Here is a 21,927-nt window from a genome sequence, read left to right as displayed (position 1 = left end):
GGACTGGCTCACATTCGGAAGACGCCGTAGCCACGCGCGCCCTCGACCGGCGCGTTGTGGATCGCGGACAGGCACAGGCCGAGCACCGTACGGGTGTCGCGCGGGTCGATCACGCCGTCGTCGTAGAGGCGGCCGGACAGGAACACCGGCAGCGACTCGGCCTCGATCTGCTGCTCGACCATGGCCCGGATCGCCGCGTCCGCGTCCTCGTCGTAGGGCTGGCCCTTCGCCGCGGCCGACTGCCGGGCGACGATCGAGAGCACCCCGGCGAGCTGCTGCGGGCCCATCACCGCGGACTTGGCGCTCGGCCAGGAGAACAGGAAGCGCGGCTCGTAGGCCCGGCCGCACATGCCGTAGTGGCCGGCGCCGTAGGAGGCGCCCATCAGGACGGACAGGTGGGGCACCGTGGAGTTGGCGACGGCGTTGATCATCATCGCGCCGTGCTTGATGATGCCGCCCTGCTCGTAGTCCTTGCCGACCATGTAGCCGGTGGTGTTGTGCAGGAACAGCAGCGGGGTGCTCCGCTGGTTCGCCAACTGGATGAACTGGGCGGCCTTCTGGGACTCCGCGCTGAACAGCACGCCCTGCGCGTTGGCCAGGATGCCGACCGGGTAGCCGTGCAGGCGGGCCCAGCCGGTGGCCAGGCTGGCGCCGTAGAGCGGCTTGAACTCGTCGAAGTCGGAGCCGTCGACCAGCCGGGCGATCACCTCGCGCGGGTCGAAGGGCACCTTGAGGTCGCCGGGGACGATGCCCAGCAGCTCCTCCTCGTCGTACCTCGGCGGCTCGGCCAGCGGGTCGGGGCCCGGGCCGGGCTTGCGGTGGTCGAGCCGGGCGACGATCCGGCGGGCCAGCCGCAGCGCGTCCGCCTCGTCCACCGCGAAGTGGTCGGCGAGGCCGGAGGTGCGGGCGTGCATCGCGGCGCCGCCGAGCGACTCGTCGTCGGCCTCCTCGCCGGTGGCCATCTTGACCAGCGGCGGGCCGCCGAGGAACACCTTGGCGCGCTCCTTGACCAGCACCGTGTGGTCGGACATGCCGGGGACGTACGCGCCGCCGGCCGTCGAGTTGCCGAACACCACGGCCACGGTGGGGATTCCGGCGGCGGACAGCCGGGTGAGGTCGCGGAAGAGGGCGCCGCCGGGGATGAAGATCTCCTTCTGGCTGGGCAGGTCGGCACCGCCCGACTCGACCAGGTTCACCAGCGGGAGGCGGTTGTGCAGCGCGATCTCGTTGGCGCGCAGGGCCTTGCGCAGCGTCCAGGGGTTGCTGGCGCCGCCGCGCACGGTGGGGTCGTTGGCGGTGATCACGCACTCGACGCCCTCGATCACGCCGATGCCGGTGACCAGCGCGGCGCCGACCTGGTAGTCGCTGCCCCAGGCGGCCAGCGGGGACAGCTCCAGGAACGGCGAGTCCGGGTCGATCAGCAGCTCGATCCGCTCACGGGCCGGCAGCTTGCCGCGCTTGCGGTGGCGCTCCAGGTACTTGGGGCCGCCGCCGGCCAGCGCCTTGGCGTGCTCGGCGTCCAGGTTGGTGAGCTTGGCGAGCATCGCGGCGCGGTGTTCGGCGTACTCGGGCCCGGCCGGGTCGACGCGGGTGGGCAGGACGGTCACAGCGGCCTCTCCGGGCTGTCGAGACGTACGGTCGGGCTGTCGGGTCGCGGTTCCGAGGTCCGGGGCGGTTCCGGGGCCAGGAGCGGTTCCGGGGCCAGGAGCGCCGTCGGGATGTCGAGGTGGCGGGAGCGCAGCCACTCGCCGAGGGCCTTGGCCTGCGGGTCGAAGCGGTGCCGGGCGGCGACGCCCTCGCCGAGCAGGCCGGTGATGGTGAAGTTGACCGCGCGCAGGTTCGGGAGCAGGTGCCGGGTGACGTCCGACTGCTCTGTTTCAGGGAGGAGTTCGCGCAGCCTTTCCACCGTGAGGGCGTGCGCAAGCCAGCGCCAGCCGGCCTCGGTGCGGGCCCAGACGCCGAGGTTGGCGTCGCCGCCCTTGTCGCCGCTGCGGGCGCCGGCCACCAGGCCGAGCGGGGCCCGGCGGGTCGGCCCGGCGGTCAGCGGTTCGGGCAACCGCTGTTCGGCGGTGGTGACTTGGCCGGTGACCGGCGTGGGTGGGACGGCGATCCGGCGGCCGTCCGGCAGGACGGCGGTGTGCTCGACGGCCTTGGCGTCGACGTAGGCGGCGGTGAACACCCCGTACGGCGCGCCCGGTCCGGGTGGGGCGGTGAGGTGGAAACCGGGGTAGCCTGCCAGGCCCAACTCCACTGCTGCCTTGCCGAGTTCGCGGCCGACCCTGGCCGGGTCGGGGTCGCGGGCGGTCAGCCGGAGGAGGGCGGAGGCGGCTTCCTCGGTCGGGGCGTCCGGGTGGTCGGTGCGGGCGAGCGTCCAGCGCAGTTCGGCGGGGCGGGCCTCCGGCGGCAGGGCCGCGGCGAACTGCCGTTGCACCAGGGCGGCTTTGGCCTCGATGTCCAGGCCGGTGAGGACGAACACCACCTCGTTGTGGTGGCCGCCGAGCGAGTTGAGGCCGACCTTCAGCGTGGCCGGCGGGGCCTCGCCCCGTACGCCGTCGATCCGGACCCGATCCGGTCCCTCCTCGGTGAGCCGGACGGTGTCCAGTCGGGCGGTGACGTCCGGGCCGAGGTAGTGTGATCCGCCGGTCTCGTACAGGAGTTGGGCGGTGACGGTGCCGGTGGTGACGGCGCCGCCGGTGCCCGGGTGCTTGGTGATCACGCTGGAGCCGTCGGCGTGCAGCTCGGCGATCGGGAAGCCGGGGTGGGTCACGTCGTGCTCGCGGAAGAACGCGTAGTTGCCGCCGGTCGCCTGGGCGCCGCACTCCAGGACGTGCCCGGCGACGACCGCCCCGGCGAGGGCGTCGAGGTCCTCCGGAGTCCAGCCGAACCGGGCGACACCGGGGCCGGCGACCAGCGCCGCGTCCGTCACCCGGCCGGTGACCACCACGTTCGCTCCCGCACGCAGACAGGCCGCGATGCCGAAGCCGCCGAGGTAGGCGTTGGCGGCCAACAGGCCTGTCGGTAGGCCGAGTTCCTCCCGGCGCGGCAGCAGGTCGTCGCCCTCGACGTGCGCGACGGCCGTCTCGACTCCCAGCCGCCGGGCCAGCTCGCGCAGTTCGTCGGCGAGCCTGGCCGGGTTGAGGCCGCCCGCGTTCACCACGATCTTCACGTCGCGCTCGCGGGCCAGGCCGAGGCACTCCTCCATCTGCCGCAGGAAGGTCCGGGCGTACCCGCGCGACGGGTCCTTCAGCCGGTCCCGCGCCAGGATGAGCATGGTCAGCTCGGCCAGGTAGTCCCCGGTGAGCACGTCCAGCGGCCCACCGGTGAGCATCTCCCGCACCGCCGCGAAGCGGTCCCCGTAGAACCCCGAGGCGTTGCCGATCCGCAGTACCGCGCGTTCGCGCATCAATGCGCCTCCCCTGACGGTGAGTTGGCGGCACTCCCGCACGAGCGCCGTCGGGCAGCAGCGTGGCACCGCCCGAAGAAAAAAGCAATCATGCCTGCTTGTTTTCCTGAGATCACGGCCACCCGCCGCGATCACCCGGCTCCGGTTCGCCGCCCGCGGGGACCGATCAGTTTTCGAGAAGCACCCGGTCGGGGGCCGCGCCTAGCGTTGCGGTCATGAGCGACATCACCATTCACTGGTCCTTCCTTCCGCACACCGACCCCGAGGCCTCCCTCGCCTTCTACCGCGACCTGCTCGGCTTCGAGGTCCGCAACGACGTCGGCGGCGGCGCGATGCGCTGGATCACCTTCGGGGCGCCCGGCCAGTCCGGCGTCTCGGTGGTGCTGGAGCCCCCGGCCGCCGACCCCGGCGTCACCGAGGAGGAGCGCAAGACGATCACCGAGATGATGGCCAAGGGCACCTACGCCCGGCTCGTCCTGGCCACCGCCGACCTGGACGCCACCTTCGACCGGCTGAAGTCCGGCGGCGCCGAGCTGGTGCAGGAGCCCACCGAGCAGCCGTGGGGCCTGCGCGACTGCGCCTTCCGCGACCCGGCGGGCAACATGGTCCGCTTCAACGAGGTGCGCTGAACCGGTCGGCACCCCGACACCAGCCGAAGCCCGGCAGCCGTAGCCCCGACGGGCCCGCCCCCGGCACCGGCCGGACCGGACCCCCTCGATTCTGGTTGGATCGAGGGGTGCACCGCCGACCGTGACCGCGGGGACGGGCCCGCCCGATCGACAGGGAGAGACCGAACGATGCCCAAGAGGACGGACGCGCACCCCGCGTCGCACGCCGCCGACAGCCACGACCTGATCCGCGTCCACGGCGCGCGCGAGAACAACCTCAAGGACGTCAGTGTCGACCTCCCCAAGCGCCGGCTGACGGTGTTCACCGGCGTGTCCGGCTCGGGCAAGAGCTCGCTGGTCTTCGACACCATCGCCGCCGAGTCCCAGCGGCTGATCAACGAGACCTACAGCGCCTTCGTCCAGGGCTTCATGCCCACCCTGGCCCGCCCCGAGGTGGACGTCCTCGAGGGCCTGACCACAGCGATCATCGTCGACCAGCAGCGGATGGGCGCCGACCCGCGCTCCACCGTCGGCACCGCCACCGACGCCAACGCGATGCTGCGCATCCTCTTCAGCCGCCTCGGCACCCCGCACATCGGCTCGCCCAAGGCCTTCTCCTTCAACGTCCCCTCGATCAGCGGGGCGGGCGCGGTCACCGTCGAGCGCGGCGGCAAGACCGTCAAGGAGCGGCGCAGCTTCAGCATCACCGGCGGCATGTGCCCGCGCTGCGAGGGCCGGGGCAACGTCTCCGACATCGACCTCACCCAGCTGTACGACGACAGCAAGTCGATCTCCGAGGGCGCGATCACCATCCCCGGCTGGAAGACCGACAGCTGGTGGACCGTCGGCATCTACGCCAACTCGGGCTTCCTCGACCCGGACAAGCCGATCCGCAAGTACACCAAGAAGGAACTGCAGGACTTCCTGTACCGGGAGCCGACCAAGGTCAAGGTCAACGGCGTCAACCTCACCTACGAGGGCCTGATCCCCAAGATCCAGAAGTCGATGCTCTCCAAGGACAAGGACGCGCTGCAGCCGCACATCCGCGCCTTCGTGGAGCGCGCCGTCACCTTCACCACCTGCCCCGACTGCGAGGGCACCCGGCTCAGCGAGGCCGCCCGCTCCTCCAGGATCGCCGGGATCAGCATCGCCGACGCCTGCGCGATGCAGATCAGCGACCTCGCCGCCTGGGTCCGCGGGCTCGACGAGCCCTCGGTGACGCCACTGCTCACCACCCTGCGGCAGACCCTCGACTCCTTCGTGGAGATCGGCCTCGGCTACCTCTCGCTGGACCGCCCGTCCGGCACGCTGTCCGGCGGCGAGGCGCAGCGGGTCAAGATGATCCGCCACCTCGGCTCCTCGCTCACCGACACCACGTACGTCTTCGACGAGCCGACCACCGGCCTGCACCCGCACGACATCGACCGGATGAACAAGCTGCTCCTGCGCCTGCGCGACAAGGGCAACACCGTGCTGGTGGTCGAGCACAAGCCGCAGACCATCGCGATCGCCGACCACGTGGTCGACCTCGGCCCCGGCGCCGGTACGGCGGGCGGCACGGTCTGCTACGAGGGCGGTGTCGACGGGCTGCGGAGCAGCGGCACCGTGACCGGCCGCCACCTGGCCGACCGGGCCCCGCTGCGGGAGAGCGTGCGCAAGCCCACCGGGCACGTGGAGATCCGGGGAGCGAACACCCACAACCTGCGGGACGTGGACGTGGACGTGCCGCTGGGGGTGCTCACGGTGGTGACCGGGGTGGCCGGTTCCGGCAAGAGTTCGCTGATCCACGGCTCACTGTGTCGACAGTCGGGGGCTGCGGGCGAGGGCGTGGTCTCCGTCGACCAGGGCGCGATCAAGGGCTCGCGGCGCAGCAACCCGGCCACCTACACCGGGCTTCTCGAACCGATCCGCAAGGCCTTCGCCAAGGCCAACGACGTCAAGCCGGCCCTGTTCAGCGCCAACTCCGAGGGTGCCTGCCCGACCTGCAACGGCGCCGGGGTGGTCTACACCGACCTGGCGATGATGGCCGGGGTGGCCACCACCTGCGAGGACTGCGAGGGCAAGCGGTACCAGCCCGCCGTGCTGGAGTACCGGCTGGGCGGCCGGGACATCGCCGAGGTGCTGGCGATGTCGGTGACCGAGGCCGAGGAGTTCTTCGGCTCGGGCGAGGCCAAGCTGCCGGCGGCGCACCGGATCCTGGAGCGGCTGGCGGACGTCGGGCTCGGCTACCTCAGCCTCGGCCAGCCGCTCACCACGCTCTCCGGCGGCGAGCGACAGCGGCTCAAGCTGGCCACTCACATGGCGGACAAGGGCGGCGTCTACGTCCTGGACGAGCCGACCACCGGCCTGCACCTGGCCGACGTCGAGCAACTGCTCGGGCTGCTGGACCGGCTGGTCGAGTCCGGCAAGTCGGTCATAGTGATCGAGCACCACCCGGCGGTCATGGCGCACGCCGACTGGATCATCGACCTCGGCCCGGGCGCCGGCCACGACGGCGGTCGAGTGGTCTTCGAGGGCACCCCGGCCGACCTGGTCGCCGCCCGCTCCACGCCGACCGGCGAGGCCCTGGCCGAGTACGTCGGCTGAGACGCCGAGTACGTCGGCTGGGACTGTCGCAGGGCGGCAGCTGGGACTGTCGCAGGGCGGCGACTGGGGCTGGGCTGTCGCAGGAGGTCGGCTGAGGCTGCCGCAGGGCGGCATCAGCCCAGCGGGAGGGCCATCTCCAGGATCCGCGCCGAGGCGTCCAGCACGTACGGCGTCTCGCCCCCGGTGTACGCGAACCCGCGCCGCAGGTAGAAGGCGGCGGCGCGGGGGTTCGCCTCGTGCACCCCGAGGAGCATCCGGTCGGCGCCCAGGCCGCGCGCCCAGGCGAGGGCCGCGTCCAGCATGGCGTCCGCGACGCCGCGCTCGCGGCCGCGGTGCGCCGGGTCGACCCAGACGCCGATCAGGTCGACGGCGCCGGGCTGCTCCTTGGTGACGACCGACAGCATCGTGCCGACCCACTCCCCCTCGGCGTCGACCGCGACCAGGCCGACCTTGTCGGGTTCGTTGACCCAGTTCGTCCGGGCCCGCCAGTTGCCCTCGCCCTGGTGGCTCGCGTACTCGTGGGTCTCGCCGAACGCCATGGGCGTGTCGAGGAGTTGGGCGAGGCGCACCTCCCGCAGGCGCTGCCAGTCCTCGCGGCCGATCCGCTCGATCCGGTACTGCACGTTCTCCCCCGTCACCCGGGCCGTCACAACGACGCTGCCTCCGCCACCGGTGATCACCGGTGGCGGAGGCAGGATAACCGCAGCTCACGCCGCGATGCGCACGACGGCCCGCACTGCGGCTCGCATCACAGCCGGCACTGCGGCTCGCATCACAGCCCGTGTCACGGCCCGCGTCACGGCTTGATGCGGACCACCTGCGGGTCGTGGTCGCTCGCCTGCTGGGCGAACTCGGAGTTGATGTGGACCACGTCGTACTTGGCGTAGCCGACCTCGGGGCTGACCAGGATGTGGTCCAGCACCTGGGAGTTGCCCTGGTAGACGTAGGAGTACTGCTCGGTCTCCGGCAGCTCGTTCACCAGGTCGCGCAGCACGCCGCCCTTGGTGAGCGTCGCCAGGGCGGGCGAGAACTGGTAGTCGTTGAAGTCGCCGAGGGAGACGACCTTGGCCTCCTTGTCGGCGGCCAGCAGCTGGGAGAGGAAGGCCTGCTCGACGGTGGCCTGCTTGACCCGCTGCACCTCCGAGCTGCGGGTCGGCTGCTGGAACCGGCTGTCGATGCCCTGGTCGCCGCCCTTGCTGTTGAAGTGGTTGGCGATCACGAAGACCTTCTGGCCGCGGAAGACGAACTGGCCGACCAGCGGCTTGCGGCTGTTGGTCCACGCCTCGTCGCCGGGCTGGATCCGGCCGGGCGAGGCGGTCAGCGCGGCGGCGGCGCCGGTGCCGGTGACGCCTACGGCGGTGGTGGCGTTGCCGCCCGCGATGTCGGTGAAGGAGACCCGCTGCGGGTTGAACAGGAAGACCTGGCGGATGTTGCCGCCGGGCTCGCCGCCGTCCTTGCCGTCCTGCGGGTCGATCGAGCGCCAGTCGTAGGCCGGGCCGCCGGCCGCCTTGATCGCGGCGATGAACTTGGCGACGGTCTGGCTCGCGTCGACCGTGCCGTCGTTCTTGGAGCCGTTGTCGTCCTGGATCTCCTCCAGGGCGACGATGTCGGGCGAGCGCAGGTTGGTGACGACGCCCTGGGCCAGCTGGGCGAACTTGGCGTCCGGGTTGTTCGGGGCCAGGTTCTGCACGTTGTAGGTGGCGAGGGTGAGTTCGCGGTCGCTCGCCTGGGCGGTGACCTCGCGCTGGAGGTGGTTGTCCTTCAGCGTTCCCACGGTGCCGGCGACGAGCGTGTAGCCGCCGAAGTTGTTGTAGTCCAGCGGGCCGGTGGTGGCGCCGGTCAGCTCGTCGCCGACGTTGGCCACCGGGAAGGGCTGCTGGGAGACCGGCGCCTGCTGCTGCACCATCAGGCGGCCGACGTTGGGCTCGCGGTAGGACTCGTACAGGACGCCGCCGCGCTTGCTGCGCTGGTCCTGGCGGTCGGCGGCGACCCACAGCTCGTTGTACTGGTCGGTCGCCTGGACCACCCGGACGTCCTTGACCTGGACGAGCATGCCCTCCAGGGACTCGTAGAAGTCCAGGGCGTACTTCTCCGGGTCGAGCTTCGCGGCGTCGATGGTGCCGTCCGCGCCGGCCGCCGGGGAGTAGGTGCCGGGGATGTTGCGGGTGTCCACGACCACGGGGGCGGGCAGCGGGTTGCCGGCGGAGACGACCGTGATGCCCGGGGCGGAGATCTCGGTGACGGACTGCGAGCCGCCGGAGTAGCTCGGGTAGTACTCGGTGACCTTGCCGCTGACCAGCACCGAGTCGCCGACCTTGACGGTCGGGTTGCCGCCGGTGAAGACGAAGATGCCTTCGCTGGTGGCCGGGTCGGCGTCCGGGTTCGGGTCCTGGATCCAGAAGCCCTTGGAACTGCCGTACGCGCGCACGCCGGTGACGATGCCGGGCACGCCGGTGACGGGCTTGCCGGCCTGCGGGGATATCCGGGTGGTGCCCTGGACGTCGTGGATCCGCAGCGGGCCGGCCTCGGTCGGGGCGGGGGTGGCGGCGCCGGCGGCGTTGGCCACCGGGAGCGGGACGAGCACCAGCGAGGCGGCGAGCGAGGCCGGGACGAGGGCGGCGCGCAGCAGGGTTCTGTGCGGGCGGGATGCGGGGGCGGTGGTCACCGGGGCAGGTCTCCTAGCTCCGTCGTGCGGCACGGTCGTGGCACGGCGGTCCGGGCGGAGGCGCGGTCGAAGCGCGCGCTACTCGCGTAGAGGAAGAGCAGGGGACGGACGCCCGCCCCCCGCGGCGCCCCTCAAGATACGCGCGTAGAAAATGCCCCGACAAGACCTCGTCAGTGAACTGTCGGTTCCGCCCAGGTGACTTGACCGACGGTCAGCCCGGCCTGCTCACAGCCTTCTCACAGCCCGCTCCCGGCGGACTCCCAGGAAGCCTCGACGCGCTCCACGACCAGCTCGCACAGCTCGTGGGTGCGCAGCGCGTCGTGGGCGTCGAGGGTCCGCCCGGCGCGGACGGCGTCCAGGAATGCGAGCACGCACTGCTCGATGCCGCGCTGGCGGGCGACCGACACCCAGTCGCCACGGCGGCGCACGGTCGGCTGGCCGCGGTGGTCGATCACCTCGGCCAGGTTGTGCACCTCGCGCTTGGAGTCGCCGCCGGAGACCTCCAGGACCTCCTCGGTCGAGCCGGAGACCCGGTTCATGATGCCGAGCGCGGTGAAGCCCTGCCCGCCGAGGGTGAGGACCACGTGCTCGACCAGGCCGTTGCGGCTGCGGGAGCGGACGTCCACGTGCTCGATCTCGCCGGGGACGAGGAAGCGGAGCAGGTCCACGACGTGGATGAAGTCGTCGTAGACCAGGGTGCGGGCCTCCTCGGGCAGACCCTCGCGGTTCTTCTGCAGCACGATCAGGTCGCGCGGGCGCTCCTTGGCCTGGACGTAGCCGGGCGCGTGGCGGCGGTTGAAGCCCACCATCAGCGAGCGGCCGGTGCGGTCGGCGAGGTCGACCAGCCGGCGCGCGCCGTCGAGGGTGTAGTCGAGCGGCTTGTCCACGTAGACGTCCACCCCGGCGGTGAGCAGCCGCTCGACGATCGGGACGTGCTGGTCGGTGGCGGCGTGCACGAAGGCGGCCCGGATGCCGGAGCCGATCAGCGCGCCGAGGTCGGTGAACCGGCGCTCGGCCGCGATCCGGTACGCGTCACCGATGCGGTCCAGCTTCGCCCCGTCCCGGGTCATCAACCGCAGATCCAACCCCGGCAACCCGCCCAGAACCGGCAGATACGCCTTCTGCGCAATATCACCGATCCCGATGACCCCGACCGGAAGAAGGCCACCGTCGGGGACAGAGGTCGAACTCATCGGATTCTCCACACGCACGTCGACACCATCACCCCCACTCTATTCACCGGCTCCCGCACGCCACCAACCCGTCACAGTGCTTCACATGGGAGACACCGGACGCCGGGACACCCGTCGAGTGGGCTGGCGGGTCAGCAGGGTCCGGCGGTGCGGCCGGGGCTCAGGCGGCCAGCAGGGATTCCGCGATGCCGCGGGCCCGCCAGGCGGCGTCCGTGGTGCCCTCGCGCAGGGCGGTGACGATGGCGCCGTCCATCAGCAGGGCGAACTGCCGTGCGCGGCGGTCCGGTTCGGGGATGTCCGCGTCCCGCATGAGCTGCTCGACCAGCTCGATGACGCGCCTCTTGTGCAGCGCCGCCATCTCGCGGGCCGGGCTGGCGCGGTCGGCGATCTCGGTCATCGTGTTGATGGCGACGCAGCCGCGGTAGTCCTGCGCGGCGAACCGTTCGGCCAGCGCGTCGAAGACGTTGAGCGGGTGGCCGCCGTGGGCCGCGACCCGCTCGGAGAGCCAGGCGCGCCACCGCGCGTCCCGGCCTTCCAGGACGGCGGTCACCAGGGCCTCCTTGCCGGCGAAGTGCCGGTAGAAGGAGGCCCGGCCCACACCGGACTCGGAGAGGATGCGCTCCACGCCGACCGCGTGGATCCCGTTGGCGTAGAAGAGGGACTCTGCCGTGCTCAGCAGGCGCGCCCGTGCGTTGACTGCCATGGAGGCGATCCTAACCGCTCTTGACGCCAAACGGCACCGGTCGGTACCGTCCTCCAGTCGGTACCGATCAGTACCGTTTTTGCGGGACATTCGTACACGGGGGACGCATGAACGAGGACTGGGCCGAGGCCGCCGTCGAACTGGTCGCCGGCTACACGGTGGTGAACGCGGACGGTGAGGCGGTCTCCTCGGTGCCCAAGGCGCTGGTGGCCTTCCAGGGCGGCTTCGCCAAGCTGCGCCTGCCCGACACCGAGACGGTGCAGGTGGTCTCCGCCCCCGCCGTCCGCCTGATCACCCTCACGACCGGGTGACCCCGGCGGTCGGGCCCTCCGACCGCCCCCACCGACCAGCGGCTGCACGGCCGCCCGGGCCGGGACGCCACGCCACCTGCACACGGCGCGGCCGCCCGACCCGGGACGCCGAGCAGCCGCACATCCCTTTCCGGACCCCTCGCTGACGGACCCTCCCGCTTTCCGGACGCCCCGCCACAGCCCCCGCCACAGCCCCCGCCGCGCTACGCGCCCGCGGCGGCCGCCTCGGCGAGGGCGTCGAGGACCGGGCGGATCAGCGGGTGCCCGTCGGCGCCGGCCCGGACGGCCGCGAAGACCCGACGGGTGGCGAGCTCGCTGTCCACCGGGCGGACGGCCACCTGGCCGAGGTCGACGCCGCGCAGCGCCGAGCGCGGGACGAGGGCGACCCCGGCGCCCGCCGAGGCCAGCGCCACCACGGCCCGGAAGTCGTCCGAGGAGTGCAGCAGCCGCGGCTGGAACCCGGCGTGCTCGCAGGCCAGCAGGACCACGTCGTGGCAGGGGTTGCCCGGGTAGGGGCCGATCCAGGGCTCGTCGGCCAACGCGGCGACGGCGAGCGGTCCGGCCTCGCCGGCCAGCCGGTGGCCGAGCGGCAGGACGGCCTCGAAGGGCTCGGCGTACAGCGGCACCCGGGTGAGCCGCGCGTCGTCGGCGCGCAGGGCGCCGCGGTACTCGACGGCCACCGCGAGGTCGGCCCGCCCCTCCAGGACCATCGGCAGGCTGGCGTCGCCCTCGGCGTCCAGCACCTTGAGCCGCACCCCCGGCGCGCGCTCGCCGAGCAGGCCGATCGCGGGGGCGAGCACCAGCCCGATGCCGGTGGCGAAGGAGGCCACGGTGACCTCGCCGGAGACGCCCGCGCTGTAGGCGGCGAGGTCGGCCTCGGCGCGTTCCAGCTGGGCGAGCACGACGTCGGCGTGGCCGAGCAGGATCTCCCCGGCGGCGGTCAGCCGCACACCCCGGCCCTCGCGGGCGAGCAGGTGGTGCCCGGTCTCCTGCTCCAGGGCGGCCAGCTGCTGGGAGACCGCGGAGGGGGTCAGGTAGAGGGCGGCCGCCGCGGCGGTCACGGTGCGGTGGTCCGCCACGGCCCGCAGGGTCCGCAGCCGTCGTGCGTCGATCACAAGCCAATTCTGCCAGCGCGGCGGACCGGACCGGGCGGGCCGGGGTTCCCGACCGGAAGGATCGGCCCGCGGCGGGAGCGCGAGGTCGGACGGAGGTACCACCGGTGACGTATTTCCGGACGAGATCGCTTCACTTCGTTGACCGCCGGGCCGGGCGGCGCTTGGCTCGTGCCCAACGGGCCGCGGGGGTCGAGCGGGCCCGGCACCGTCATCTGGGGAGGATGATCGATGACCACCGCACGCACCCGCCGCCGGCTGGCCCGCGCCGCCTGCGTCCTGGCCGCCGCCACCGCGGTCGGCGCCGTGATGCCCGCCGCCGAGGCCCGGCCGCCCAAGGGCGATACCGCCCGGGTCAGCGAGGGGCCCAAGGGCGAGGGGCTCGACGGCGACTCCTACGGCCTCGGGCTGACCTCCGACGGCCGCTCCGTGCTGTTCAGCTCGACGGCGACCAACCTCGTCCCCGGTCACACCGATGCCACCGAGGGCCTCTACGTCAAGGACCTCCGGAACGGGCACGTCCAACAGGTCGACCTGGCCGACGACGGCTCCCGGCTGGACGCGAGCGTCTACGACGCCTCGATCAGCGGCGACGGCCGGTACGTGGCGTTCAGCACCGCCGCGACCAACGTGGTGCCCGGCCAGCAGAAGCACGAGTACGACGTCTTCGTCCGCGACCGGTGGACCGGCCGCACCGAGCTGATCAGCGCCGGCACCGGCTCGACGTCCGACGACCAGTCGATCCGCAGGGCCATCAACCCCAGCCTGAGCTGGGACGGCCGCTACGTGGCCTTCGCCTCCGACCGCACCGACCTCGGGGCGACGGTCAAGCGCGGCAAGGTGAACGTCTACGTCACCGACCGCTGGACCCACACCACCCGGCTGATCACGGTCGGCGCCGACGGCACGCCCGCCGACCAGAACTCCTTCGAGCCGACCCTGAGCGCGGACGGCCGGACCGTCGGTTTCACCTCGCGCGCCGGCAACCTGCTCCCACCCGGGCAGGACCCCGCCGGCACCTCCGGCACCTCCGCCGACACCTCCGGCACCTCCGACCCGGCCGACGACGCCACCGCACCCGCACCCGCACCCACCACCGGCGCGCAGCCCCGGCTGGCGGTGCCCCGGTTCTACCCCTTCTACGTCTGGGACGCCCGCACCGGCCGGATCAGCGGCGCCAGCTACGACGAGACGGGGGCCTTCCGGGCCTCCGGCCAGGACGGCCGGATCAGCCCCGACGGCCGCTACGCCGTCTACAGCGTCCCCCAGCCCGGCGGGCGGCCCGGCTCGCACGGGGTCCACCTGGTGGTCTACGCCCGCGAGTTGGCCACCGGCACCGTCACCCAGGTCAGCACCCCGCTCCCCGGCACCACGACGGACCTCTCCTCGTCCGAGCCCGTCATGACCTACGACAGCCGCTGGGTGTACTTCACGTCCGACGTCGAGACCCTGGTGCCGGACGACACCAACCAGCAGACGGACGTCTTCCGCCGCGACCTGTGGACCGGACGCACCGAGCGGGTGAGCCTCACCCAGGACGGTTCGCAGAGCACCGCCTCGTCGTTCACGCCGTCCGTGGACGCCTTCGGGGGCACCGTGGTCTTCAACGCCACGGACGGCGACCTCGTCCCGGGCGACACCAACAACCTCACGGACGTCTTCCGGCGCCGCCTCTGACGACACCGGCTTCGGCGGCACCGGCGTCGATGGCACCGACGTCGATGACACCGGCTTCGGCGGCATCGGCGTCGATGGCCTGATCCGATGCCGTCGATGGCCTGACTCCCTTGCGGGATACGTCCGTTGACGTATTTTCCGCCGAGATCACCCCCGGCCGTTGACCGTCGCGCCCTCCCGGCGATTGGCTCTCCAGGAGCCCGTCGCCGGGAGGGAGCCCGGCGGCAGGGGCGATCACTGGGGGAGGACAACACCCATGTCCCGCAACACCCGAACCACCCGCAACCGGTGGTTGGCCGGCAGCGGCAGCATCCTGGCGGCCGCCGCCGTGCTGGCCACGGTCGCCGTTCCGGCCCAGGCCGCCCCGGCGCCGCGCGGCACCGTCCAGGTCAGCGTCGGGCTGAACGGCGCCGTGCCGGACAACCAGTCGTGGAGCAAGGGGATCAGCGCGGACGGCCACTACGCCCTGTTCACCTCCTGGGCCACGAACCTGGTGTCCCAGCCCGCGAAGAGCGGACGCGACGCCTACGTCCGCGACCTGCGGACCGGCGGCACCGAGCGGGTCAACCTGGCCGACGACGGCTCGGTGCTGAACGGCTTCACCGACTACGTCGCGATCAACGCCGACGGCCGCTACGTCGTCTTCGAGAGCGACGCCGACAACGTGCTGCCCGGCCTGCCGGTCCAGGGCCGGACCGAGGTGTACGTCCGCGACCGCAAGACCGGCCGCACCGAGCTGGTCAGCGGCGGGCTCACCAGCACCGACACCGACAAGTTCCACGCCTCGTACGCGCCCTCGATCAGCGCGAACGGCCGCTACGTGGCCTTCGTGTCCTCCCGGACCGACCTCGTTCCGGGCCTCCAGGGCGGCGACCCCTCGCTCGCCAGGCCGTACACCTGGGACTACAACGTCTACGTCACCGACCGCTGGACCGGGAAGACCCGCCTGGTGTCCCTCGGCGCGGACGGCAAGCCGGGCGACAGCATGTCCCTCAACCCGACGATCAGCGCGGACGGCCGCACCATCGGCTTCACCTCCTTCGCGTCCAACCTGCTGCCGGCCGAGCAGACCCCGGCCCTCGCCGCCCCGGCCGCCGAGGCCGCCACCGCCACCGCCACCGCCACCGCTGCCACCGCCGCCGGGCCCGCCGCGCCCGCCGACGTCGAGCTCGCCCCGGGCACCGCCCCGGCCCTGCCCCGCGGCGCCCGGGAGGGCCTGGCGCAGCCGAACCTGGCCCGGCCGACCACCGGCGCCTACTACACGTACGACGTGCAGTCCGGCCACATCTCCGCCGCGAGCCTCGACCTCGACGGCAAGCTCGGCTACGCGAGCTTCGACGCGACGATCAGCCCGGACGGGCGGCGCGCGGTGTACGCCCTGCCCGAGCCCGGCGGGTCGACCGACGGCCACCGGTACCACCTGGTGCTGTACGTCCGGGACCTCAGGAAGGGCACCGTGACGAAGGTCAGCGGCGGTCTGCCCGGCACCACCTCGGTCGGCACCTCCGACCACGGCAGCATCACCGCCGACAACCGCTGGATCTACTTCTCCTCCGCCGCCGACAACCTGGTGGCCGGCCCGCAGCACCCGGGCTGGGACGTCTACCGCCAGGACCTGCGCACCGGCCGCACCGAGCGGGTCACCACCGCGCCGGACGGCTCGTTCGGCGACGGTTCCTCGGTCGACCCCTTCGTGGACGCCCACGGCGACACCGTGGTCTTCGGCTCGACCAGCGGCAACCTGGTCACCGGCACCAAGGGTCCGGCGGCCGGCGGCTACCAGGTCTTCGCCCGCCCGTCCGGGCACCACGGCGACGGGGACGACGACCAGGGCCAGGACGACGACTGATCCCGCCGACCCGGCCGCTCCCGCCGACCCGGCCGATCCGGCTGCTCCGGAAACCGCGAACGGGGGCGGGACGTCGGCCGGGCCGGCGTCCCGCCCCCGAAGCGGGAGGGTGGGGCGGATGGTCTGGTGAGCCGTGCGGCGGAGAGGCATCGACGCGCCTCCGCCGCACGGCGGTCGTGAGCCCGCGGGCCGGTCCGGTTCCGAGCGGACCGGCCCGCGGGCAGTCTCGGTGGGGTTGCTCCCCCAGCGGGTAGCTCCCCGGCGGGTAGCTCCCCGGCGGGTTACTCCCCCAGCGCGGCGCGCGCGTCCACGAAGGCGGCGACGGCGCGCTCGACGTCCTCGGTGGAGTGCGCGGCGGACAGCTGCACCCGGATCCGGGCCTGGCCGTGCGGGACCACCGGGTAGGAGAACCCGATCACGTACACGCCGCGCTCCAGCAGCAGTTCGGCGAGCCGGCCGGCCTCGGCCGCGTCGCCGATCATCACCGGGGCGATCGGGTGGTCGCCGGGCAGGATCTCGAACCCGGCCTCGGTCATCTTCGTGCGGAACAGCGCGGTGTTGGCCGCCAGTCGCTCGCGCAGCTCGTTGGACTGCTCGACCAGGTCGAGCACCTTCAGCGAGGCGGCCGCGATCACCGGGGCCAGCGAGTTGGAGAACAGGTACGGGCGGGAGCGCTGGCGCAGCAGGGCGACGATCTCCCGGCGGGCGGCGACGTAACCGCCGGAGGCGCCGCCGAGGGCCTTGCCGAGGGTGCCGGTGATGATGTCCACGCGGTCCATCACGCCGTGCAGCTCGGGGGTGCCGCGGCCGCCCGCGCCGACGAAGCCGACGGCGTGCGAGTCGTCCACCATGACCATGGCGTCGTAGCGGTCGGCCAGGTCGCAGATCTCCCGCAGCGGGGCGACGTAGCCGTCCATCGAGAAGACGCCGTCGGTGACGATCAGGCGGCGGCGGGCGTCCTGGGTCTCCTGGAGCTGCTTCTCCAGGTCGGCCATGTCGCGGTTGGCGTAGCGGTGGCGGCGGGCCTTGCTGAGCCGGATGCCGTCGATGATGCTCGCGTGGTTCAGCGCGTCGGAGATGACGGCGTCACGGTCGTCGAGCACGGTCTCGAAGACGCCGCCGTTGGCGTCGAAGCAGGAGGAGTAGAGGATCGTGTCCTCCTGGCCGAGGAACGCCGAGAGGCGGTCCTCCAGCTGCTTGTGGACGTCCTGGGTGCCGCAGATGAAGCGGACCGAGGCCATCCCGTAGCCCCAGCGGTCCAGGGCGTCCTTGGCGGCGTCCAGCACCTCGGGGTGGTCGGCCAGGCCGAGGTAGTTGTTGGCGCAGAAGTTCAGCACCTCGCCCGGCTTGCCGCCGCCGGTGACGGTGACCGCGGCGCTCTGCGGGGTCCCGATCACCCGCTCGGGCTTGAACAGGCCGGCCTCGCGGATCTCGTCGAGGGTGGTGGCGATGTCGGCGCGCACGTTGTCGAACACAACAGGCTCCTTTTGCGTCGGCGGGGTGGCTCAGGCGGTCCAGTCGAGGATGATCTTGCCGCAGTTGCCGCTCGCGGCGTCGTCGAAGGCGGCGGCGAAGTCGTCGGCGGCGTAGCGGCCGGTGATCACCGGGCTGAGGTCCAGGCCGCCCTCCAGCAGCACGGACATCGCGTACCAGGTCTCGAACATCTCGCGGCCGTAGATGCCCTTGATGGTGATCATCGAGGTGACGATCCGCGCCCAGTCGACGGCGAAGTCGTCGGCCGGCAGGCCGAGCATGGCGATCTTGCCGCCGTGCGTCATGTTGGCGATCATCGACTGCATCGCCTCGGGGCGGCCGGACATCTCCAGGCCGACGTCGAAGCCCTCGCGCAGGCCGAGCTTCTGCTGGCCCTCCTCGATGGTGTGCTCGGCGACGTTGAGCGCCAGCGTCACACCGACCTCGCGGGCCAGGTCGAGGCGGTACGGGGAGACGTCGGTGATCATCACGCTGCGGGCGCCGGCGTGCTTGGCGACGGCGGCGGCCATGATGCCGATCGGGCCGGCGCCCGTGACCAGCACGTCCTCGCCGACCAGCGGGAAGGACAGCGCGGTGTGCACGGCGTTGCCGAACGGGTCGAAGATCGCGGCCACGTCCAGGTCGACCGGCACCCGGTGCACCCAGACGTTGGAGGCGGGCAGCGCCACGTACTCGGCGAAGGCGCCGTCGCGGTTGACGCCCAGGCCGACGGTGTTGCGGCACAGGTGGCGGCGGCCGGCCAGGCAGTTGCGGCACTTGCCGCACACCAGGTGGCCCTCGCCGCTGACCAGGTCGCCGATCGCGATGTCCGCGACGCCGGCGCCGATCTCGGCGACCTCGCCGACGAACTCGTGACCGAGCACCAGCGGGGTCTTGATGGTCTGCTGCGCCCAGCCGTCCCACTTGCGGATGTGCAGGTCGGTGCCGCAGATGCCGGTCCGCAGCACCTTGATCAGCACCTCGTTGGGGCCGATCTCGGGCTTCGGGACATCGATCATCCAGAGGCCGGGCTCGGCCTTCTGCTTGACGAGTGCCTTCACGGGGGCGGCTCCTGACGCGCGGGGGGACGGCCTTCGGGGGTCGGGCAGGCCGAGGTGGCCCGGTTCGGCCGGTCCTGGCGGACGCACTCCGGGCAGGCAGAAATCTGCCTGGTGGGAGGGGGTGCGGTCCATCGAGGAATTCTTAAGGACGGCCACAGCTGGGCTAAACGATCGTGCCCGAGCGGCGGCCGGCAGGGGGTGCGGCATGCCGGTGCTCACTCGTTCGGCCGAGCGCGGAGCGGCGGGCGCGACTCCAACCGGCGGGTGGACGGGGACATTTGGAAGGGCTTGACCGGTTCTAAGCGGGTTTGACGGTTCCTGATGGCGGCCGCCAGCCGGATTGGGGCACTCGGCTGACGACGGGCCCGTTCGGATCAGCCGGGAACCGACCCGCGCGCGGCCCGGCGGCAGCGGTGCTTACGGTGGCGACGCTTCCCCCGCGCCCCGTGGAGCAGCACTCCGGGGCCCCAGCCCAAGGGGCCGACCGCCCCAGAGAGGCGCTCTCGCCACATGACCAAGACCCGACGGCCGCGACCGGCCGCCATCCGCCCGACCGTTGCGCGACCGGCCGGTGCGCACTCCGCCGGTGCCGGCTCGGCCGTTGCGCGATCGACCGCTGTCCGTTCGGCAGGGCGCGTGACCGCCGCCGCCCTGGCCCTGACCGGCCTGCTCGCCACCGCGGCCTGCTCCGGCGACTCGAAGCCCGCCCAGCCGGCCGGCGGCCCGGCGGTCGCCGGCGAGCCGGCCGCGCTCAGCCCGTCCCCCACCACCTCGGTGAACGTGTCCCCGGGCGCGGTGGTGCCACTGACCCCGGCCGTCACCTCACAGCTGGACTCCGCGATCCAGCAGGTGATGAGCCAGGCCTCCGTCCCCGGCATCTCGGTCGGCATCATCACGCCCGGCGGCACGTACCAGAAGTCCTTCGGCGTCGCCGACAAGACCAGCGGCGCGGCGATGGACCCCGGGCTGTACTCGCGGATCGGCAGCGAGACCAAGACCTTCACCGCGACCGCCGTCCTGCGGCTGGTGGACCAGGGCAAGGTGGCCCTGGACGACCCGATCTCCAAGTACGTGGACGGCGTCCCCGGCGGCGACGGGATCACCGTCCGCCAGCTCGGCGAGATGCGCAGCGGCCTGTTCCCGTACAGCTCCGACCCGGACTTCGTGAACACGCTGATCAGCAACCCGAACCACGTGTTCACCCCCGACCAGCTGCTCGCCTACGGGTACAAGCACCCCGCCGTCTCCCCGCCCGGCACCCAGTTCCAGTACAACAACAGCAACTACATCATCCTGGGCAAGCTGATCGAGAAGGTCGGCGGGCAGCCCGCCGGCGCGTTCCTCAAGGACCAGGTGTTCACCCCCGCCTCGCTCGCCAAGACCAGCTTCCCCGTCGACGCGAGCATCCCCGACCCGCACTCCCACGGCTACACCGACCAGACGCCCACGGGGGCGATCGAGGACGCCACCAACTGGAACCCGTCCTGGGCCTGGACCGCCGGGGCCGTCATCACCACCCTCGCCGACCTGGAGAGCTGGGCCAAGACCATGGCCACCGGCACCCTCGTCAAACCGGCCACCCAGGCCGAACGCCTGAAGACCCTGCCGACCGGCGACCCCGGCGTCACGTACGGCTTCGGGCTGTTCAACAACTACGGGTGGATCGGACACAACGGCTCGATGCCCGGCTACGAGAGCGTGGCCGTGTACCTGCCGGAGGCGCAGAGCACGCTGGCGATGCTGCTCAACACCGATGTGCTGTACCAGGGTTCGGAGCCGTCGTCGCTGTTCGCGAACGCGATCACCAAGATCATCTCGCCGAAGAACGTCTACTCGATCCCGCCGGCGACCGCCGCGCCGTCGGCGCCGGGCTCGGGGTCGGCGTCCGGTTCGACCTCCGGCTCGCCGTCCGCCTTCGCCACGATCACCGGCGGCACGGGCTCGCCGTCGGGGCCCTCGGCCACCGCGAGCGGCACCGGCTCGCTGCGCGTCTCCTGACCTCCCGCACCCACACGCCGGCGGCCCGAACGGACCCTTTCCGTTCGGGCCGCCGGCGTTCCGCCCGTGTTCGGCCTTTCAGTGTCAGCAGTGTTGACGACTGACGATCCGTCAGATTCCGAGCACCTTGCCGAGGTCGTACGAGACCGGCTCCTCCAACTGCTCGTAGGTGCAGCTCTCCGGGGTGCGGTCCGGCCGCCAGCGGCGGAACTGCGCGGTATGCCGGAAGCGGGTGCCCTCCATGTGGTCGTACGCGACCTCGACCACCCGCTCGGGACGCAGCGCGATCCAGGACAGGTCCTTGCCGCCGGTCCAGCGGCTGACCGCGCCGGGCAGCCGGCCCTCGGCGTGCGCGGCCTCGTCCGCCCAGGCGCCCCAGGGGTGCCGGGCGAGGTCGTCCATCCGCAACGGGGCCAGCTCCTCGACGAGTTCGCGGCGGCGGGCCATCGAGAAGGCGGCGCAGACGCCGACGTGCTGGAGCTTCCCCTCGGTGTCGAAGATGCCCAGCAGGAGGGAGCCGACCACCGGGCCGCTCTTGTGCTCGCGGTAGCCGGCCACCACGCAGTCGGCGGTGCGCTCGTGCTTGATCTTGTACATGGTCCGCTCCCCCGGCCGGTACGGCTGGTCCAGCGGCTTGGCGACCACCCCGTCCAGCCCGGCGCCCTCGTACTCGGCGAACCAGGTCTGCGCGAGGTCCCGGTCGGTGACGGCAGGGGCGGTGAACACCGGGTCGGCGGCCTCGGCGAGCGCCGCCTCCAAGGCCGGGCGGCGCACCGACAGCGGCTCGTCCAGCAGCGAGTCGTCCCCGAGGGCGAGCAGGTCGAAGGCGACGAAGGAGGCCGGGGTCTGCTCGGCGAGCAGCTTCACCCGGCTCGCGGCGGGGTGGATGCGCTCCAGCAGCTCCTCGAAGCGCAGCCGGCCGTCGCGGGCGATCACCGCCTCCCCGTCCAGCACGCAGCGGGGCGGCAACTCGCGCCGGAAGGCCTCGACCAGCTCGGGAAAGTACCTGGTCAGCGGCTTTCCGGTGCGGCTGCCGAGTTCCACCTCGGCACCGTCGCGGAACACGATGGTGCGAAAGCCGTCCCACTTGGCCTCGTACTGCATCCCGGGCGGGATCTTGGCCACCGACTTGGCGAGCATCGGCGCCACTGGCGGCATCACGGGCAGGTCCATGCGTCCGATCCTCGCCCCGTTCCCGCCGGGGCGCGCGCCAGGCTCGGGGGGCGTTCGCCGGGCTCGGGACGTTCGCCAGGGTCCGGGGGTGTGCGCGGGACTCGGGGGGCGCACG

16 protein-coding genes are annotated in these 21,927 nt (G+C 72.4%); 6 read left to right on the top strand and 10 right to left on the bottom strand.

The genetic code is table 11. From position 1 onward, the window contains the following. Window positions 1-8 precede the first annotated feature (8 nt). A complete protein-coding gene (locus ACZ52R_RS31980) occupies window positions 9-1,607 on the bottom strand; it encodes an acyl-CoA carboxylase subunit beta (RefSeq protein ID WP_465754598.1) in 1,599 nt (532 codons plus the stop codon). Then, window positions 1,604-3,403 (bottom strand): acyclic terpene utilization AtuA family protein, encoded by a 1,800-nt coding sequence (locus ACZ52R_RS31975; protein WP_465754597.1) that lies wholly within the window; start codon window positions 3,401-3,403, stop codon window positions 1,604-1,606. The genes ACZ52R_RS31980 and ACZ52R_RS31975 overlap by 4 nt, the downstream gene beginning before the upstream one ends. 215 nt (window positions 3,404-3,618) lie before the next feature. On the opposite strand from ACZ52R_RS31975, the gene ACZ52R_RS31970 reads away from it, so the two are divergent. Together ACZ52R_RS31970 and ACZ52R_RS31965 are read left to right on the top strand one after the other, a co-directional pair. Continuing rightward, complete coding sequence (locus tag ACZ52R_RS31970; protein ID WP_465618869.1) at window positions 3,619-4,032, top strand: VOC family protein; 414 nt, start codon at window positions 3,619-3,621, stop codon at window positions 4,030-4,032. A gap of 168 nt (window positions 4,033-4,200) precedes the next feature. Continuing rightward, entirely contained in the window at window positions 4,201-6,597 is a 2,397-nt protein-coding gene (locus ACZ52R_RS31965) for an ATP-binding cassette domain-containing protein (protein ID WP_465618867.1), read from the top strand. A gap of 113 nt (window positions 6,598-6,710) precedes the next feature. On the opposite strand, the gene ACZ52R_RS31960 is transcribed toward ACZ52R_RS31965, so the two are convergent. From ACZ52R_RS31960 to ACZ52R_RS31945, 4 genes are all read right to left on the bottom strand, one after another. After that, window positions 6,711-7,277 carry a GNAT family N-acetyltransferase gene (locus ACZ52R_RS31960; protein WP_465754596.1) on the bottom strand — a complete coding sequence of 189 codons (567 nt, stop codon included), beginning with the start codon at window positions 7,275-7,277 and terminating at the stop codon, window positions 6,711-6,713. 116 nt (window positions 7,278-7,393) lie between these two features. Further along, complete coding sequence (locus ACZ52R_RS31955; RefSeq protein ID WP_465754595.1) at window positions 7,394-9,262, bottom strand: endonuclease/exonuclease/phosphatase family protein; 1,869 nt, start codon at window positions 9,260-9,262, stop codon at window positions 7,394-7,396. Window positions 9,263-9,498: 236 nt separating this feature from the next. After that, window positions 9,499-10,455 (bottom strand): Gfo/Idh/MocA family protein, encoded by a 957-nt coding sequence (locus ACZ52R_RS31950; protein ID WP_465663159.1) that lies wholly within the window; start codon window positions 10,453-10,455, stop codon window positions 9,499-9,501. A gap of 160 nt (window positions 10,456-10,615) precedes the next feature. Further along, window positions 10,616-11,158, bottom strand: a complete 543-nt coding sequence (locus ACZ52R_RS31945) for a TetR/AcrR family transcriptional regulator (RefSeq protein WP_465754594.1) — start codon at window positions 11,156-11,158, stop codon at window positions 10,616-10,618. Window positions 11,159-11,265: 107 nt separating this feature from the next. On the opposite strand from ACZ52R_RS31945, the gene ACZ52R_RS31940 reads away from it, so the two are divergent. Continuing rightward, a complete protein-coding gene (locus ACZ52R_RS31940; protein ID WP_465618858.1) occupies window positions 11,266-11,469 on the top strand; it encodes a hypothetical protein in 204 nt (67 codons plus the stop codon). Window positions 11,470-11,672: 203 nt separating this feature from the next. Here ACZ52R_RS31940 and ACZ52R_RS31935 read toward each other — a convergent pair whose 3' ends face one another. After that, on the bottom strand, window positions 11,673-12,584 hold the full coding sequence (locus ACZ52R_RS31935) for a LysR family transcriptional regulator (RefSeq protein WP_360502921.1): 912 nt from the start codon (window positions 12,582-12,584) through the stop codon (window positions 11,673-11,675). Window positions 12,585-12,812: 228 nt separating this feature from the next. Between ACZ52R_RS31935 and ACZ52R_RS31930 the strand changes: the two genes are divergently transcribed. Both ACZ52R_RS31930 and ACZ52R_RS31925 read left to right on the top strand, forming a co-directional pair. Then, a complete protein-coding gene (locus ACZ52R_RS31930; protein ID WP_465754593.1) occupies window positions 12,813-14,258 on the top strand; it encodes a hypothetical protein in 1,446 nt (481 codons plus the stop codon). Window positions 14,259-14,514: 256 nt separating this feature from the next. Then, window positions 14,515-16,107: a TolB family protein gene (locus ACZ52R_RS31925; RefSeq protein WP_465754592.1), complete on the top strand. Its 1,593-nt coding sequence runs from the start codon at window positions 14,515-14,517 to the stop codon at window positions 16,105-16,107. A gap of 281 nt (window positions 16,108-16,388) precedes the next feature. Here the strand turns inward: ACZ52R_RS31925 and ACZ52R_RS31920 are convergent, their stop codons facing one another. Continuing rightward, complete coding sequence (locus tag ACZ52R_RS31920; RefSeq protein WP_360502912.1) at window positions 16,389-17,582, bottom strand: glycine C-acetyltransferase; 1,194 nt, start codon at window positions 17,580-17,582, stop codon at window positions 16,389-16,391. A 30-nt stretch (window positions 17,583-17,612) separates the two neighbouring features. Then, window positions 17,613-18,641: an L-threonine 3-dehydrogenase gene (gene tdh / locus ACZ52R_RS31915; RefSeq protein WP_465618852.1), complete on the bottom strand. Its 1,029-nt coding sequence runs from the start codon at window positions 18,639-18,641 to the stop codon at window positions 17,613-17,615. Window positions 18,642-19,277: 636 nt separating this feature from the next. Between tdh and ACZ52R_RS31910 the strand changes: the two genes are divergently transcribed. Continuing rightward, window positions 19,278-20,639 carry a serine hydrolase domain-containing protein gene (locus ACZ52R_RS31910; protein WP_465618850.1) on the top strand — a complete coding sequence of 454 codons (1,362 nt, stop codon included), beginning with the start codon at window positions 19,278-19,280 and terminating at the stop codon, window positions 20,637-20,639. 111 nt (window positions 20,640-20,750) lie between these two features. Here ACZ52R_RS31910 and ACZ52R_RS31905 read toward each other — a convergent pair whose 3' ends face one another. Continuing rightward, window positions 20,751-21,812, bottom strand: a complete 1,062-nt coding sequence (locus ACZ52R_RS31905; RefSeq protein WP_465618848.1) for an ATP-dependent DNA ligase — start codon at window positions 21,810-21,812, stop codon at window positions 20,751-20,753. Between the last annotated feature and the right edge of the window lie 115 nt (window positions 21,813-21,927).

The organism is Kitasatospora sp. NPDC034023 (assembly GCF_055575795.1).
Note: the sequence above shows the minus strand (reverse complement) of the source record. Positions and strands in the feature narration are given on the sequence as shown.

Coding starts and splice junctions, on each gene's coding strand:
- ACZ52R_RS31975 (WP_465754597.1), bottom strand. CDS start 3,403: ATGCGCGAACGCGCGGTACTGCGGATCGGCAACGCCTCGGGGTTCTAC.
- ACZ52R_RS31970 (WP_465618869.1), top strand. CDS start 3,619: ATGAGCGACATCACCATTCACTGGTCCTTCCTTCCGCACACCGACCCC.
- ACZ52R_RS31965 (WP_465618867.1), top strand. CDS start 4,201: ATGCCCAAGAGGACGGACGCGCACCCCGCGTCGCACGCCGCCGACAGC.
- ACZ52R_RS31950 (WP_465663159.1), bottom strand. CDS start 10,455: ATGAGTTCGACCTCTGTCCCCGACGGTGGCCTTCTTCCGGTCGGGGTC.
- ACZ52R_RS31945 (WP_465754594.1), bottom strand. CDS start 11,158: ATGGCAGTCAACGCACGGGCGCGCCTGCTGAGCACGGCAGAGTCCCTC.
- ACZ52R_RS31940 (WP_465618858.1), top strand. CDS start 11,266: ATGAACGAGGACTGGGCCGAGGCCGCCGTCGAACTGGTCGCCGGCTAC.
- ACZ52R_RS31930 (WP_465754593.1), top strand. CDS start 12,813: ATGACCACCGCACGCACCCGCCGCCGGCTGGCCCGCGCCGCCTGCGTC.
- ACZ52R_RS31925 (WP_465754592.1), top strand. CDS start 14,515: ATGTCCCGCAACACCCGAACCACCCGCAACCGGTGGTTGGCCGGCAGC.
- ACZ52R_RS31905 (WP_465618848.1), bottom strand. CDS start 21,812: ATGGACCTGCCCGTGATGCCGCCAGTGGCGCCGATGCTCGCCAAGTCG.